The 15,095-nt window shown below is 64.7% G+C and carries 13 protein-coding genes; 12 read left to right on the top strand and 1 reads right to left on the bottom strand.

Annotated elements, in window-relative coordinates; genetic code table 11:
* The first annotated feature begins 76 nt into the window (after positions 1 to 76).
* The 4 genes from CH262_RS09220 to CH262_RS09205 all read left to right on the top strand — a co-directional run bounded on the left by CH262_RS09220 (position 77) and on the right by CH262_RS09205 (position 4,067).
* The gene (locus tag CH262_RS09220) at positions 77 to 424 is read left to right on the top strand and encodes a hypothetical protein (RefSeq protein WP_027497076.1); all 348 of its coding nucleotides are present in this window, start codon (positions 77 to 79) and stop codon (positions 422 to 424) included.
* Positions 424 to 2,913 carry a nitrite reductase large subunit NirB gene (gene nirB, locus CH262_RS09215; RefSeq protein WP_032387442.1) on the top strand — a complete coding sequence of 830 codons (2,490 nt, stop codon included), beginning with the start codon at positions 424 to 426 and terminating at the stop codon, positions 2,911 to 2,913. The genes CH262_RS09220 and nirB overlap by 1 nt, the downstream gene beginning before the upstream one ends.
* The gene (locus CH262_RS09210) at positions 2,910 to 3,209 is read left to right on the top strand and encodes a Rieske (2Fe-2S) protein (protein ID WP_032387443.1); all 300 of its coding nucleotides are present in this window, start codon (positions 2,910 to 2,912) and stop codon (positions 3,207 to 3,209) included. The genes nirB and CH262_RS09210 overlap by 4 nt, the downstream gene beginning before the upstream one ends.
* A 198-nt stretch (positions 3,210 to 3,407) precedes the next feature.
* Positions 3,408 to 4,067, top strand: coding sequence for a LuxR C-terminal-related transcriptional regulator (locus CH262_RS09205; RefSeq protein WP_032387555.1), 660 nt, complete (start codon positions 3,408 to 3,410; stop codon positions 4,065 to 4,067).
* Positions 4,068 to 4,088: 21 nt separating this feature from the next.
* Here CH262_RS09205 and CH262_RS09200 read toward each other — a convergent pair whose 3' ends face one another.
* Positions 4,089 to 4,499, bottom strand: a complete 411-nt coding sequence (locus tag CH262_RS09200) for a response regulator (protein WP_032387444.1) — start codon at positions 4,497 to 4,499, stop codon at positions 4,089 to 4,091.
* A 618-nt stretch (positions 4,500 to 5,117) separates the two neighbouring features.
* Here CH262_RS09200 and CH262_RS09190 point away from each other — a divergent pair.
* The 8 genes from CH262_RS09190 to CH262_RS09155 all read left to right on the top strand — a co-directional run bounded on the left by CH262_RS09190 (position 5,118) and on the right by CH262_RS09155 (position 15,092).
* Positions 5,118 to 5,939 (top strand): alpha/beta fold hydrolase, encoded by an 822-nt coding sequence (locus CH262_RS09190; protein ID WP_094717476.1) that lies wholly within the window; start codon positions 5,118 to 5,120, stop codon positions 5,937 to 5,939.
* A gap of 45 nt (positions 5,940 to 5,984) precedes the next feature.
* Complete coding sequence (locus CH262_RS09185) at positions 5,985 to 6,719, top strand: alpha/beta fold hydrolase (protein ID WP_032387371.1); 735 nt, start codon at positions 5,985 to 5,987, stop codon at positions 6,717 to 6,719.
* Complete coding sequence (fumC, locus tag CH262_RS09180) at positions 6,716 to 8,152, top strand: class II fumarate hydratase (protein WP_032387370.1); 1,437 nt, start codon at positions 6,716 to 6,718, stop codon at positions 8,150 to 8,152. The genes CH262_RS09185 and fumC overlap by 4 nt, the downstream gene beginning before the upstream one ends.
* Positions 8,153 to 8,187: 35 nt before the next feature.
* Complete coding sequence (locus tag CH262_RS09175; RefSeq protein WP_032387369.1) at positions 8,188 to 9,846, top strand: NAD-dependent malic enzyme; 1,659 nt, start codon at positions 8,188 to 8,190, stop codon at positions 9,844 to 9,846.
* Positions 9,843 to 10,367, top strand: a complete 525-nt coding sequence (locus tag CH262_RS09170) for an FUSC family protein (RefSeq protein ID WP_032387368.1) — start codon at positions 9,843 to 9,845, stop codon at positions 10,365 to 10,367. The genes CH262_RS09175 and CH262_RS09170 overlap by 4 nt, the downstream gene beginning before the upstream one ends.
* Entirely contained in the window at positions 10,364 to 11,956 is a 1,593-nt protein-coding gene (locus CH262_RS09165) for an MFS transporter (protein ID WP_032387367.1), read from the top strand. Before CH262_RS09170 ends, CH262_RS09165 begins: the two co-directional genes overlap by 4 nt.
* A 143-nt stretch (positions 11,957 to 12,099) precedes the next feature.
* Positions 12,100 to 13,680 (top strand): TIGR02677 family protein, encoded by a 1,581-nt coding sequence (locus tag CH262_RS09160; protein ID WP_080732062.1) that lies wholly within the window; start codon positions 12,100 to 12,102, stop codon positions 13,678 to 13,680.
* On the top strand, positions 13,677 to 15,092 hold the full coding sequence (locus tag CH262_RS09155) for a DUF2398 family protein (protein WP_032387365.1): 1,416 nt from the start codon (positions 13,677 to 13,679) through the stop codon (positions 15,090 to 15,092). Before CH262_RS09160 ends, CH262_RS09155 begins: the two co-directional genes overlap by 4 nt.
* Positions 15,093 to 15,095: the final 3 nt, after the last annotated feature.

The following is a 15,095-nucleotide window of genomic DNA, read 5'->3' as shown; positions in this document are numbered from 1 at the left end:
GCCGGTGAGGTCTTTCTGATGCCGACGTAACGTCACCGCAGCGGTGGCGTCACCCCGACACCGGAGCCTCGTGGGTATGGCCAGCACACCGCGATTTCTGCAAGGCGTCTTCTCCTTCACCGGCAACGGTCTGGACAAGCCCGAGTTGATCGATCCCAGCCTGAGTTTCGTCGTCCCCGAGGGGGTGACGGCCCAACCGCTGTACTTCCGGGGCGGTAATTCGAGCGATGAGCTGGTGGTCGTGACCTTGCTGCGCGACGGCAGCCCGATGCGTATGTTCCCGATGGGAGCCAAGAGCGGCGTCAACATTCCGTTGCGGGTCGTCGAGGACGTCGATCCCGATACCGTGCTCGAGCTGGTGATCGCGGCCCCTGCCGGAACCAGCGGAGAGGTCGTCGTCGACTTCGGTCTGGTGCTGGTCTGATGCCTTCGGGAAAACAGCGATTGCTGGTGATCGGCAACGGAATGGCCGGTGCCCGGACGGTCGAGCAGATCCTCGAGCGAGACGGCAGCTCGCTGTTCGACATCACGATGATCGGCGACGAACCGTACGGCAATTACAACCGCATCATGCTCTCCCACGTGCTGTCCGGTGAGGCCACCGTCGACGACGAGGATCTCGTTCTCAACCCCATGAGTTGGTACAGCGAGAACGGCGTGACGTTGCACGTGGGCGATCGAGCCGTGTCGCTCGACCGGTTCTCCAAAACGGTTGTCTGCGAAAGCGGTCGGTCCGTCGACTACGACATACTGATCATCGCCACCGGTAGCAACACGTTCTTCCCGAACATGGACGGTCTGCGTGAGTCCGACGGCAGACTGGCACGCGGGGTGTTCGGATTCCGCACGATCGCCGACACCAACGGCATGTTGCAGATGGCGCAGTCACGCGACGACGTGTCGGCGGTGGTGATCGGCGGCGGACTGCTCGGTCTCGAAGCAGCGTACGGACTGCGGACGCAGGGGCTGGACGTGAACGTGGTGCACTCCCCCGGGCACCTGATGAACCAGCAGCTCGACGAGCGCGGTGGACGAGTGTTGCGCAACAAGATCGAGTCGCTCGGCGTCGGTGTCCACACCTCGAAGAGAACCACCTCCGTGTTGCGGTCGGACGACGGTACCGTCATCGGCGTCGGTTTCAACGACGGCACCTCGCTGGACGCCGACATGGTCGTCGTGACCGCCGGAATTCGGCCCAGTGTCGATTTTGCCCGCGCCGGCGGCCTGGTCATCGAACGCGGAATCGTCGTCGACGACCAATTGCGTTGCGAGGACGAGGGTTCCATCTATGCCGTCGGCGAATGCTGTCAGCACCGCGGTGAGGTGTACGGCCTCGTCGCGCCCCTCTGGGAGCAGGCCGCTGTCCTGGCCGATGTACTCACCGGTGCCGATCCCGCTGCCGCGTATCACGGTTCGCGTCTGACGACCAAGCTCAAGGTGGCCGGCGTCGACGTCGCGTCGATGGGGATCACCGCGCCCGAGCGCGACGACGACGAATTCGTTCAGTTCTACGAACCACGCAGTGGCACGTACAAATCGGTCATCGTGCGGAACAACAAGCTCGTCGGTGCCACTCTGCTGGGCGACATCTCCAAGGCCAACTTTCTCACCCAGGCGTTCGACGAGAAGGTGCCGCTGCCCGACGAGCGCATCAGCATGCTCTTCGACATGGGAACGCCCTCTGCGGCAACAGGAGCCGCCGAACTGGCAGACGACGTTCAGGTGTGCAACTGCAACGGCGTCACCAAGGGTGCCATCGTGGCCTGCGTGCACGCCGGTGCCAAGAATCTGAGCGATGTGACCGCGAAGACCCGAGCAGGCAAGGGATGTGGGTCCTGCAAGGGGTTGGTGAAAGACATCATCGCGTGCGCAGCCGGTGGCGCGGTCGAAGCGGACCCCACCGCAGACCGGTACGTGCCGTGTATCCCGATGACGAAGCCGGAACTGATCGAATCAATCAGATCGCGGGACCTCCGGGCAGTCTCGCAGGTGTTCACGGCGCTTGCGACCGACGGCGTCGAGGACGCCGCCGCCAAGATGCCGCTGGCGTCACTGCTGCGCACCGTCTGGGGTCCGGATTGGGTGGACGAGCGCGGCGCACTGTTCATCAACGACCGGGTGCACGCCAACATTCAGCGGGACGGCACGTTCTCGGTGGTACCGCAGATGAAGGGTGGCGTCACCACCCCGGATCAACTGCGCAAGATCGCCGACGTCGCCGACAAGTACCACGTCCCGCTGGTCAAGGTCACCGGCGGACAGCGCATCGACCTCCTCGGGATCAAGAAGGAAGACCTACCCAAGGTGTGGGGCGATCTGGACATGCCCTCCGGCTTCGCCTACGGCAAGAGCATGCGCACGGTGAAAACCTGTGTGGGCAGCGACTTCTGCCGCTTCGGTCTCGGCGACTCGACGGCTCTCGGCATCGCGCTCGAAGAGCGGTTCCAAGGGTTGGAGACTCCCGCGAAACTCAAACTCGCGGTCGCCGGCTGCCCGCGCAACTGCTCGGAGGCGCTGTGCAAGGACTTCGGCGTGGTCTCGGTCGGCGAGGACAGGTGGGAGATCTACGTCGGCGGCGCGGCCGGGGCTCACATCCGCAAGGGAGATCTGTTGGCCACCGTGACAGGAGCCGAGGAGGTGATGACAGTGGCAGGCAGATTCATCCAGCACTATCGGGAGAACGCGCAGTGGCTCGAACGGACCTACGCCTGGGTTCCGCGCATCGGCTTGGAGGAACTGCAGAGCGTTCTGATCGACGACCGTGACGGCATCGTCGCCGGACTCGACGAGCGACTGCAAACATCGGTCGACGGCTACGTGGACCCATGGCAGGACCGCACGGCACCCAAATCGCCCGCGCAGTTCGCACCTTCGCTGCCACTGCTCCCGCTGCCACAGGTGCCGGTCCGATGAGCGTGCCGGTGGGAGCGTTGGAAGATCTGACTCCGGGCGAGGGGCGGGCCTACGTCGTGGACGGTAAGCAGGTGGCTGTGTTCCTGCTCGGTGACGGTTCGGTGCGCGCGATGGACGCCGTCTGCCCGCACCGGGGCGGACCACTGGCCGACGGCCAGATCGACGGGTCCGTAGTCGTCTGCCCACTTCATCAATACGCCTTCTCTCTCGACGACGGCACCTGCCCGAGTGGAATCTCGTCGGTCCGTGTCTACGCAGCCTCGGTGGTGGATGGCAACGTGACCGTCGATATGTGAGTCGGTCCCGGTGTGGTCTTCACTCCTGTCCACCGCCCGCCCGTCGTTTTCTCGGCTTATCGTCTTTTGAGCAAGACGAAGGGAATCACCGATGGGTGACGTCGTGCGCCGAGTAGGCAACGTCTTTTGCTTTGCCGTTCTGGATCCGTTCGAGAACCCGACCGGCTTCCGTCGGGCCGTCGCCCCCGGTGGAGTGTGGTGACTCCCGGGCTACGAGTAGTGATCGCCGACGACGACGTTCTGCTCCGTGAAGGCCTGGCCAGTCTGCTGAATCAAGCCGGTCTCGAGGTCGTCGGTCAAGCGGGCGACGCCGAGGAGTTGGAGACTCTCGTCGCGCGCGAGCTCCCTGCGTCGGCGATCATCGACATCAGAACGCCGCCGACGCAGAACTCCGAAAGTTTGGATGCGGCTTTGCGAATCCGCATGGGACTCAAGGAGATTGCGGTGGTGCTGCTGTCCGCACACGTCGAGATCGATCACGCGTTGCAACTGCTCGACGGTGGCAAGGGCGTCGGCTACCTTCTCGAGACTCGGGTCACCGACATGGCCGATTTCGTCGGAACTATCGACCGCGTCGCCGGCGGCGCATCGGTGATCGACCCGGCGCTGGTGTACGAGTTGGTGGCCGCCAGACGCCGTGACGATCCACTGGCTGCGCTGAGCTCACGTGAGTGCGACGTTCTGACCTTGATGGCCGAGGGTCTCTCCAACGCAGGCATCGGACGTCGACTACGGATTACCGAGGGCACGGTGGAAGAACACGTACGCAGCATTCTGACCAAGTTCGATCTCGCGGAGACCGCTGACGACCACCGGCGAGTCCGGGCCGTCATCATGTTCCTCGATGCCCAGACTTGACCGAAGATCCTGCGGCGTGGCTCAACCGCGCGTCGACAAATCCATGATGGCGTCCGCAGACAGCCCGAACTTGGGAAGGAACCCGATGGCGGAGCTGGATTCGACCATGTCCGCGAAGTCGTCCTCGTCGTGCGTCGACACCAGAATTACGTCCGGACGGGCTGGGTGGGAAGCGGCCAGGAGTGCTTCGACAACATCGAAGCCACTTTCTGCACCGAGATCGATGTCGACGAGGATCAGATCAGGGCAATTTTCTTTCGCCGACCGTAACGCGGCGGCAGTCGTCGATGCCGTACCGACGACGGTCACACCCGCAGATTCCAACAGCCGCGTCGCGGCGGCGCAGAAGGCGGCGCTGTCGTCGACGATCAGTGCACGGCGATCGAAACGGTTCACCTTTTCGAGAATGTCAGATCTCGTCGGGCCCGGCATTACCGGTAGCCGTAGATTCTCCTACCCAAAAGTCGATCGATGATTCCCGCAACGACATCAGCGAGACACGTACCCGTCTGACGGAGTCCCGAGCACGCGTCGTGGCCGCCGCAGACCAGGCGCGCCGCGTCATCGAAGGAGACTTGCACGACGGGGCGCAGCAGCGGATCGTCCCCCTCGGGATGGACCTGAGAGCGGCCCAGGCGTCCGTACCCGAGGAACCCGGAGATCTACGAGATCGATCGAACCGCAGCGTGAACACGCTGTCGCAGGTGCATTGGGATCTCCAGGAACTCTCCCGAGATAGTCATTTCGGCGATTGTGCGAGAAGGCGAGCTCACATCGACCGTGACGGACAACGGCGCAGGCGGTGCCGATTCAGCGAACGGCTCCGGGTTGATCGGCCTACAGGACCGCATTCAGGCGGTCGGTGGCACGTTGACGGTATCGAGCCCACCCGGTGTCGGCACGACTCTCGAAGCCTGTCTACCCGCTACCAGGTAGCGGACTGCACCGGGCACCACTCCCCCACGTTGCCTGCCAGCAGCGACGACACGAACGTCTCGACGGACGAATGTTCTCGGTACACCCGAACAACATTCGCACCAGGAGGACACCATGCCGTACATCACCACCGCTGACGGAACCGATATCTACTACACCGAGCAGGGCACGGGGAAGCCAGTTCTGCTCAGTCACGGTTGGCCGTTGTCCTCGGACGCCTGGCAGCTCGAACTGAAGCTTCTCGCCGACGCCGGCTACCGCGCCATCGCCCACGACCGCCGCGGACACGGACGCTCGTCCAAGACCTACGTCGGCAACGACATGGACACCTACGCCAAGGATCTGGCCGAACTGGTGGAGGCCCTCGACTTGCAGGAGCTCACCCTCATCGGACACTCGACCGGTGGCGGCGAGGTCGTGCGGTACGCCGCGCAGCACGGTGGCAGCCGCGTCGCTCGGGTGATCACTGCCGGTGCCGTTCCCCCGGTCATGCTGAAGTCCGAGGCCAACCCCGAGGGCACGCCGATCGAAGCACTCGACGACATTCGCAACGGCGTCCTCACTGACCGCTCACAGTTCTATCAGGACCTCGCCCAGGCCTTCTTCGGCGCGAACCGCGACGGCGCACAGGTATCCCAGGGTGCCATCGACGACTTCTGGCGTCAGGGGATGCTCGTCAACCTCGCTGCCGCCTACGACTGCGTGAAGGCGTTCTCCGAGACCGACTTCACCGAAGATCTGAAGGCTCTCACCGTCCCCGTCTTCATCGCCCAAGGCGACGACGACCAGATCGTGCCGATCGCCGCGGCTGCGCTGAAGTCCATCGACCTCGTCAAGGACGGCACGCTCAAGGTCTACCCGGGTGCCCCGCACGGCATCTACGGCGACTACCAAAAGGCTTTGGACGCAGACATTCTCGAATTCCTTGCCAAGTAGTTCCTCCCTTCCCTCACCCCCACTTTTCTTCCAAGGAGTCTTCTCATGAGCACCACACCCACCATCGTCCTGATCCACGGTGCCTTCGCCGACTCGGCCAGCTGGGCACCGGTCACCCGCCGCCTGCTCGACAAGGGTCACACCGTCGTCGTGCCCGCGGTGCCCAACCGCAGCCTGATCGGTGACTCCGCCTACATCCGCTCCGTAGTCGAGCAGATCGACGGTCCGGTTCTCCTCGCCGGACACTCCTACGGCGGAGCCGTCATCACGGTTGCAGGCATGGCGGACAACGTCGTCGGTCTGGTCTACGTTTCCGGTTACGCACTCGAAGAGGGTGAGAGCCTCGGCGAACTACAGGGACGCTTCCCCGATTCCGATCTCGCCGCGAACCTCGTCTACACCCCCTTCCCGGGCGACGGCACCGACGTCTCGGTGAAGCTCGACGCCTTCCCCGCAGTGTTCGCCGGTGGCATCGACCTCGCGACCGCCGAGGTCCTCGCCGTCTCCCAGCGCCCGCTGGCCGGCCTCGCATTCGCCGAAGCAGCACCGGCCGCAGCCTGGAAGACCAAGCCCGGCTGGGGAATCGTCAGCAGCGCGGACCACACCATCAACCCGGATGTCGAGCGCTTCGGCTACGAGCGCGCCGGTCTGCGCAGCGTCGTCGAACTCGATGCCCCACACCTGGTGATGCTGGCCAAGCCCGACGAGGTCGTTACTGTCATCGAAGAAGCACTTGCGGCAGTTACCTCGCCCGCGCCGTCCCTGACAAGCCAGCCATGACCTCGCAAATGGTTCCGATCGGACTCGACGCGGTCGGCACGCGCGTCGAGTTCGACAGCATGGGGAACGTGCACGTCCCCGCCGAGAAGTACTGGGGTGCCCAGACCCAGCGGTCGCTCCAGCACTTCTCGATCGGGGACGACCGGATGCCCAAGGCGGTGTACCACGCCTACGGGTACGTGAAGAAGGCTGCGGCACTGGTCAATCAGGCTGCAGGTCGGCTGGAGGGTTGGAAGGCCGATGCGATCGTCGCAGCAGCCGACGAGGCGATCGCCGGCCGGCTGGACGAGCATTTTCCGTTGTTCGTCTGGCAGACCGGTTCCGGCACGCAGAGCAACATGAACGTCAACGAAGTGCTCTCCAACCGCGCAATTCAGCTGGTCGGTGGCACGCTCGGTTCGCAGGAACCGATCGGACCGAACGATGACGTGAACATGGGCCAATCGTCCAACGACACGTTTCCGACCGCGATGCACATCGCCGCGATCATCGAAATCGACGAACGACTGCTACCCCAGGTCACCGCTCTCGCGGACGAATTGGACCGTAAGTCCGAGCAGTGGATGGACGTCGTGAAGATCGGGCGCACCCATCTCGAGGACGCCGTGCCGCTGACCGTCGGCCAGGAGTGGTCGGGATGGGCAGCGCAGATCCGCTCCGCCGCAAAGGAAATAGAACGCAGTCGCGAGGGTCTGTACGAACTCGCCGCAGGCGGGACGGCGGTGGGCACCGGGTTGAACGCGCCTGCCGGGTTCAGCGAAGACATCGCCAGGAAGATAGCCGAGCTCACCGGCAAGCCGTTCGTCACTGCGCCCAACAAGTTCATGGCGCAGGGTTCGCTCGATGCCATGGTCCGCGCCCACGCGGCACTCCGCGGCCTCGCCGTCGCACTCATGAAGGTCGCCAACGACATGCGGTGGCTCGCGTCGGGACCGCGCACCGGTTTCGCGGAGCTGGTGCTGCCGTCCAACGAACCGGGTTCGTCGATCATGCCGGGCAAGGTGAATCCCACGCAGTGCGAGGCCATGGTGATGATCAGCATCAGGGTGTTGGGTGACGACGCCGCGATCGCGTTCGCCGGTTCGCAGGGCAATTTCGAACTGAACGCCATGCGGCCCATCGTGATCGACAACTTCCTGCACTCGGCCCGCATTCTGGGCGACGGCATCGAGAAGTTCGTGACCTACTCGGTCAGCGGAACCACGTTGAACGAGAACAAGATTGCCGGCTACGTCGACGAGAGCTTGATGCTCGTGACGGCACTGAGTCCGGTCATCGGCTACCAGAACGCGGCGCACATCGCCGAGAACGCGCTGGCGAACGATCAGACCTTGAAAGAAGCCGCACTTGCCTCCGGGCATGTGACGGAGAAGCAGTTCGACGACATCGTCGTCCCGAAGAACCTCGTCGGACAGGGAGTCCGGGGAGCGTAAGTAGATCTCTCCCCCCATCACATCAGGAGTAGACCATGACAACGTCCATCCCCCCTTCGCTTTCGATGCCGACCGCCCTGACCGATCCCATCGTCAACCGCGGCTCTGCCTTCACCGCCGAGCAGCGCGTCGAACTCGGCCTGGTGGGCCGACTGCCCGCAGGTGTGCTGAACCTCGCCCAGCAGGCCGACCGCGTGTACCGGCAACTGCAGGAACTTCCCAGCGATCTCCCGCGCAATCTGTTGCTCGAGCAGATCCACGACCGCAACGAGACCCTGTACTACCGGGTACTCACCGACCACCTGCCCGAACTGCTCCCGGTCGTCTACGACCCCACCGTCGGCGAGGCAATCGAGAAGTACTCGGACGAATACCGCGGTCAGCGTGGCCTCTACCTCTCGATCGACGCCCCCGACGACATCGAGGCCGCCTTCGCCACATTGGGCCTCGGACCGGACGACGTCGACCTGATCGTCTGCAGCGACGCCGAAGAAATCCTCGGAATTGGCGACTGGGGTGTCGGTGGAATACAGATCTCGATCGGCAAGCTGGCCATCTACACCGCAGGCGCAGGCATTCACCCGAACCGCGCGATCGCCGTCTCGCTCGACGTCGGCACCGACAACCCAGCTCTGCTCAACGACCCGCTGTACCTGGGCAATCGCCACTCGCGCCGTCGCGGAGCCGATTACGACACGTTCATCCAGAAGTACATCGAGACGGCGGCGCGGCTGTTCCCCGGCGCACTGTTGCACTTCGAAGACTTCGGCCCCGAGCATGCCCGCGACATTCTGGCCACTTACTCCGGCGACTACCGGATCTTCAACGACGACGTGCAGGGCACCGGTGCCGTCGTCATGGCCGCAATGCATGCTGCCGTCCCAGCCACCGGCATCCCGATGCGCGAGCAGACACTCGTCGTGTTCGGTTCGGGCACTGCGGGAGTCGGCATCGCAGATCAGCTGCGCGACGCCATGATCGCCGACGGCGCCGCGGAGGCCGACGCCATCTCCCGCATCTGGCTCGTCGACAAACAGGGCCTGTTGTTCGAAGACATGAACGATCTTCGCAACTTCCAACAGGTGTACGCGAAACCGCGATCCGCAGTCGCCGGTGCTGGTTCCACCGTCAGCCTGCTCGAGACGATCCGGACGGCGAAACCTACGGTGCTGTTGGGCACCTCCACCGCTCACGGTGCGTTCACGCAGGACGTGATCGAGGCCATGGCAGCGTCGACGCCACGGCCGATCATTCTCCCGATCTCGAACCCGACAGAGAAGATCGAGGCCGACCCCAAGGACGTCATCACCTGGACCGAAGGTGCCGCCCTCGTCGCCACCGGCATACCCGTCGACCCCATCGAGTTCGACGGTGTGACGTACCACGTCGGCCAAGCGAACAACTTTCTCGTCTTCCCCGGCATCGGGCTCGGCATCATCGTCAGCGGGGCGACCCGGGTCACCGACGGAATTCTCGCCGCGGCTGCCAAGGCCCTCGCCTCGCACACCGACGCGTCCGAGCGCGGATCGTCACTGTTACCCGACGTGTCCAACCTCCGCGAGATCTCGGCGATCGTCGCGAACGCGGTTTACGACCAGGCCGTGCTCGAAGGCCTCGCTACCCACACGCCCACCGACGTCGTGCAAGCGATCCAAGACGCCATGTGGACTGCCCAGTACCCCGTGGAACCGTGAAGCTGTCCGCGGTCGACGGACGTGAGGTTGCGTCCGCGATCGTCCTTGCCGTCACCAGTGCCGCCGTGTACTTCCTACTCGTCGATGTGGTCGGGCCAGCGCTGAACGAGTCGGACGAGTCCGCGGAGATCGGGGCGATGTGGGCGGTGGTCTCCACCATCTTCGTCTTCCGCGGAACGCTCGACGCTCGGCTCGCCGACACCAGGACACGTCTTTTCGCCACCGCGATGAGCCTGGCGGTGTGCCTGACCTACCTGCTGATCTTCCCGGTCACCGCCATCGGAATCGGTGCCGTGATCGGGGCCGGGTGTCTGCTTGCCGCGTTGCTCGGGCACACAGAAGACGCCGTACTCACCGGCATCACTTCGACGGTGGTCCTCGTCGTCGCCGATCTGGGCGACCCGTCGACTGCATGGATGCAGCCCCTACTTCGACTGCTGGACACCGCAATCGGCATAGGAGTCGGCTTGTCTGCCGCGGGTGTGTTCGCCTCGATCGCACGTGAAAGGACAGCCGCATGACCACTGTTGCGCCACCACAGGTCTCGGCCTGGGCACCCTTACGCAGCAAGATCTACCGAACGTTGTTCCTTGCTCAGCTCGTCTCGAACATCGGCCTGTGGATGCAGACCGTCGGGTCACAGTGGTTCCTTGTCGAGCACAACAGCAGCGCCACGATCGTTGCACTGGTCCAGACCGCGAGCCTGCTCCCGACGCTCTTTCTGGCGCTGCCCGCAGGCGGACTGGCCGACCTGATCGATCGCCGTCGACTCCTCATCGTCGTGAGCACGTACACCGCCCTCGTCGCCGCTACGACGACGTTCCTCGCCTACACCGACGTGTTGTCCCCCATCATGTTGCTGGGCATGACCTTCCTCCTCGGCTGCGGATCGGCCCTGTCTGCCCCTGCCTGGCAGGCGATCCAGCCGGAATTGGTTCCAGCAGAACAAATCCCCGCCGCCTCCGCGCTGGGCGGAGTGACGGTCAACGGCGCCAGGGCCATCGGCCCCGCGATCGGCGGCGTCATCGTTGCCGCCGCGGGTCCGGCGGCCGTCTTCGCACTCAACGCTGTCACGTTCGTAGTGATCCTCGGCGCGCTCGCCTGGTGGCGTCGTCCGGCCGACGATCCGGGAATCGACCGCGAGCGTCTCGGCCGGTCGATGATGACCGGGCTGCACTACATGCAGTCGGCGCCGATCGTCCGTCGAATCCTCCTCAGATCCGCCCTGTTCGCCTTCCCCGCGTCGGCGTTGTGGGCACTACTGCCCCTCGCGTCGTCGCAACATCTGCACTTCGGTGCCTCCGGGTACGGCCTCATTCTCGGCATGCTCGGCGTCGGTGCCCTGGCGGGCGTTGCACTCTTCCCCACCCTGCGAAGGAGGTTCGGGGCCAACGCGTTGCTGTCCATCTCGGCCGTCTCCTACGCGTTGGGGGCCGTCGCTGTTGCATACCTGCCGATCTGGTTCGTTCTGCCACTGCTGCTCGTGGCGGGGGCCGCCTGGATCGCGACACTCACGACGCTCAATGCCTCGATCCAACTGTCACTGGCCCACTGGGTGCGGGCCCGTGGGATGTCGATCTATCTACTGGTCTTCATGGGCTCGCAAGCGCTCGGCTCGTTCATCTGGGGCCTGATCGCATCCCACGCCGGTTTCGGCGTTGCACTGCTCATTTCGGCAGTCCTCTTGATGCTTGCCGGCGCAAGTGTCGTTGTGTTGCCCCTGCACCCAGCGACAGGGACCTTGCCTCGTGGAGTCTCGACGGCGTGGCCGACACCGACGGTCATCTTCGGACCTGCCCCGGAGGACGGGCCCGTCGTTGTCAGTGTCACCTATCGGGTCGCTTCTGCCGAGCAGGCGGACTTCGACCGTTCGATGGCCGCGGTCGGGAAAGCCCGTCGGAGGACCGGCGGCTATTCGTGGGGCCTGTACCGCGACAGTGTCGATCCCGATCTGCGTATCGAGCAGTTCACCACGGCGTCCTGGCAGGACTTCCAGCGCCAACACCGCGATCGGTGGACGGACTCCGATCACCAACTCATTACCGATGCCCTGTCGTATACCGTCACCGGCCGTACCGAGCACGAACAGCACATGTTCGGCGTTCGGTAGGCAGCTGCAGGAGCGGGACAGTGACACCGAACGGGGAGTCGAGCCCTGACCGGACGTAGCCGAATGCGGGGGAACGACTGGCTGGTAGGTGAAGCCGGGCCGACAATGTCTTCCTACCGGACCGGCAGAAGTTGTCGTGGTCGATGGCCGGTACCCAGCGTGGTTCAACGGGAGCACCGGCCACCCCCTACCCTGTTCCAGTGAGCGATTCAGGTGAGGACGCACGGCTGGGTGCCGCGAATGCGTTCGTGGAGGAAGACCGTCTCGGTCTCTTCTCGTTCGCCGTCGCCGAGAAAAGATCCGAATACCTGGCAGTACTGCGGGCGTTCGACACCGCTCGCGCGAACTACGTGGTGTTGCTGCACTCGGGCGACGTCGCCGATCTCATCGCTCGTAGCCCCGGCCGTCACGACGCGCTGACCACACTGGACATCGCACCCCTGCTCGATCAACTCCACGCCTGGGGTCTGCTCGAACGCAGCTACGACGGCACCCGCGCCGCGACCCTCGCCGAATACCGCAACCGGCACTTCGTCTACCAGTTCGGTCAGGCCGGCTACAAGGCCTACCGTGCGGTCGAGGACGTGCTCGGTGCGCGCCTGGACGACGCCTCGCTGTCCCGGCTGGTGCTGCCCGAGCTGCTGGCCGACATGCACGAGCTGGCCGAGGCGAACCGTCAGGCCGACGGCGACCGCATCTACCGCAAGCTCAGCAGACTCGATTCGACGTTGTCGGAGATGGCGACCCGTGCCGCCCACTTCTATCTGGTGCTGGGCGACCTGGTGCGCACCACCGAGATCACGCCCGAATCGTTCTTGGCGCACAAGGATGCACTGCTCACGCACATGCGTGAGTTCAGCTCCGATCTCACCCGCTATGCCCCCAAGTTGGCGGAAGCGATCGCACTCGTCGAGAGCACCGGCATCGAGGAACTCGTCGACCGTGCCGCGATCAGCGACGAACGAGTCTTTCTCTCCGTCGACGAACGGCGAGCGGACTGGACCGACCGATGGGCCGGGTTGTCGCACTGGTTCGTCGCGGCCGAATCCGAGCTCAGCGAATCCGAGCGCCTCCGCGAGGGCACGATGAGCGCGATCGCTGCTGTGCTGTCACTGCTGCGGCGCGTCACCGAAACTCGGAAGGGCGGTGTGAGTCGCGAGAGCCAACTGCGTCACCTCGCCGGCTGGTTCGCTGCTGCTCCCACCGAGGACAGCGCACATGCTCTGTTTCACGCCGTGTTCGGCCTCGGCCGACCCCGGCACCTGTCGATGGTCCATCCCGACGCCGACATCATCCCCATGTCCCGATCATGGTGGGAGGCACCGCCGGTCGAGATCTCGCGCACGCTGGCCGAGACCGGACGTACTCCGACCCCCGGCGTTCCAGGGCGGGTACAGCGCAACGACGGCGGCATCAGACGACTGCGCGAGCAGCAACTCGAGTCGCAGCGATCACGCAGTGCCGCCGCGCAGTCGCTCGCCTCGGCCGGAATCCACGACCGCATTCTGAACGAGCAGGAAACCGAAGTGTTGCTGAGCCTGCTCAACGCCGCGTTGACTGCCCGGGTACGCGTGAGCGGACGCACCTCGGACTCGTCCGGATCGGACAGTGGCGTGCGCCTGACGCTGAGCGACAGCGATCGTTCGACGATCGTGCGCACCAGCCGTGGCCGATTGCATCTGGACCGCCTCGCCCTCGACGTCAGTGAGGTGGCGCGCCGGTGAGAGCACGTGAAATCTCCTCGCTCGCTCTGGATTCCTACCAGCGGGCTGCCCGAGTCGCATTGTCCAATCACCTGGTCACCGCGACGTACCCCGATCGAATCGCGTTACCGCTGCTGCGCAGGTGGGCAACCGAACTGCGTGAGGATCTCCTGGAGCTGTTCGGCTACCGCTTCGAGGTCACCGAGACGACCGCGCGTCTGTTCCCCGTGATCGATCGTCTCGACGACAGTCAACCCGCGCGAACGCCGTCCGAGCGGGTGTTCGACCGCCGCAGGTACGCGTATCTGGCGCTGGCGCTTGCCGCGCTCGGTCGGGCCGGAAACCAGATCACTCTGTCCGAACTCGCCGATCACGTGGCGACGGAGTCGAGTCAGGTGGACGGCGTCGAACTCACGACCGACCGCGCGAGCGACCGAGACGCATTCGTCGACGCGATCGGATGGCTGGCCACGCGTGGTGCGATCTCGCTGGCCGACGGCGACGCCACGGGCTGGGCGAACAATCCGACGGCCGGTGAGGCCCTGTACGACATCGACCGATCGGTGGTCGTCGCGATGTTTCGGCCGCCGCGTGCCGTGCAGCACCTGCGTTCGATTCGTGGCCTGCTGGCCGGCTCGGATGCCCCGATCGATCCCGAGGATTCCGATCTCGGACACATCGAGTCCGGGCGTGAGGCAGACCCGAAGGAAACGCTGCGTGCGGTACGCCGAGCGTTGGTCGAACACCCCGTCGTCTATCTCGACGATCTCGACGGCGACGCACGCACCGCCCTGACCGCCTCGCGTACCGTCGCCGACGTCGAGTTGCTCACCGGTCTCGTTGCCGAGCGTCGCGCCGAGGGCGTGACCCTCATCGACACCTCGGGACGGTTGTCCGACCACCGCTTTCCCAGCACCGGAACGATCGCCCAGGTTGCGTTGCTCATCGCGGGAGAAATCTCCGATCGGGTCGTGGATCCCGATGCTCCGGCACTGTCCACGTATCCGTTGCCCGCGAGCGACCTACTCGTCGAACAGTTGGACGACGCGATCCCCGGCGGCGGAATCTTCGGCGACCTGGCCGACTTCGGATTTCCCGCCGATCCGACGACGGTCGAGAACTCGGCGGAGCGCACACAGTATCCGTTGATCGAGGACAGTTGGCTGGTCTCGGTCGTCGACGATCTCGTGGACCGATTCGGTCGCACGTTCGCGGCGCAGTGGCAGACCGACCGGGACGGTCTGCGCATCCGTGCGATAGCGCTGTTGCATCGACTTCGCTTGATACACAGCGTATCCGGCGGCGTGTTGGTGCTACCGGTGATCGCTCGGTACCGAGACGTGATGGTCAGCGTGCGTGACCGAGCCCCGCAGGACTCGCTCTTCGGCACCGAACAAGCCCCCAGTACCGATCCATCCGAAGTAGAGGCCTGAGTA

The organism is Rhodococcus sp. 05-2255-1e (assembly GCF_002259025.1).
GTDB lineage: Bacteria > Actinomycetota > Actinomycetes > Mycobacteriales > Mycobacteriaceae > Rhodococcoides > Rhodococcoides fascians.
Note: the sequence above shows the minus strand (reverse complement) of the source record. Positions and strands in the feature narration are given on the sequence as shown.

Excerpts from the sequence above, each read along its gene's own strand:
- CH262_RS09220 (WP_027497076.1), top strand. The coding sequence starts at position 77 with ATGGCCAGCACACCGCGATTTCTGCAAGGCGTCTTCTCCTTCACCGGC.
- nirB (WP_032387442.1), top strand. The coding sequence starts at position 424 with ATGCCTTCGGGAAAACAGCGATTGCTGGTGATCGGCAACGGAATGGCC.
- CH262_RS09210 (WP_032387443.1), top strand. The coding sequence starts at position 2,910 with ATGAGCGTGCCGGTGGGAGCGTTGGAAGATCTGACTCCGGGCGAGGGG.
- CH262_RS09200 (WP_032387444.1), bottom strand. The coding sequence starts at position 4,499 with ATGCCGGGCCCGACGAGATCTGACATTCTCGAAAAGGTGAACCGTTTC.
- CH262_RS09190 (WP_094717476.1), top strand. The coding sequence starts at position 5,118 with ATGCCGTACATCACCACCGCTGACGGAACCGATATCTACTACACCGAG.
- CH262_RS09185 (WP_032387371.1), top strand. The coding sequence starts at position 5,985 with ATGAGCACCACACCCACCATCGTCCTGATCCACGGTGCCTTCGCCGAC.
- fumC (WP_032387370.1), top strand. The coding sequence starts at position 6,716 with ATGACCTCGCAAATGGTTCCGATCGGACTCGACGCGGTCGGCACGCGC.
- CH262_RS09175 (WP_032387369.1), top strand. The coding sequence starts at position 8,188 with ATGACAACGTCCATCCCCCCTTCGCTTTCGATGCCGACCGCCCTGACC.
- CH262_RS09165 (WP_032387367.1), top strand. The coding sequence starts at position 10,364 with ATGACCACTGTTGCGCCACCACAGGTCTCGGCCTGGGCACCCTTACGC.
- CH262_RS09160 (WP_080732062.1), top strand. The coding sequence starts at position 12,100 with ATGGCCGGTACCCAGCGTGGTTCAACGGGAGCACCGGCCACCCCCTAC.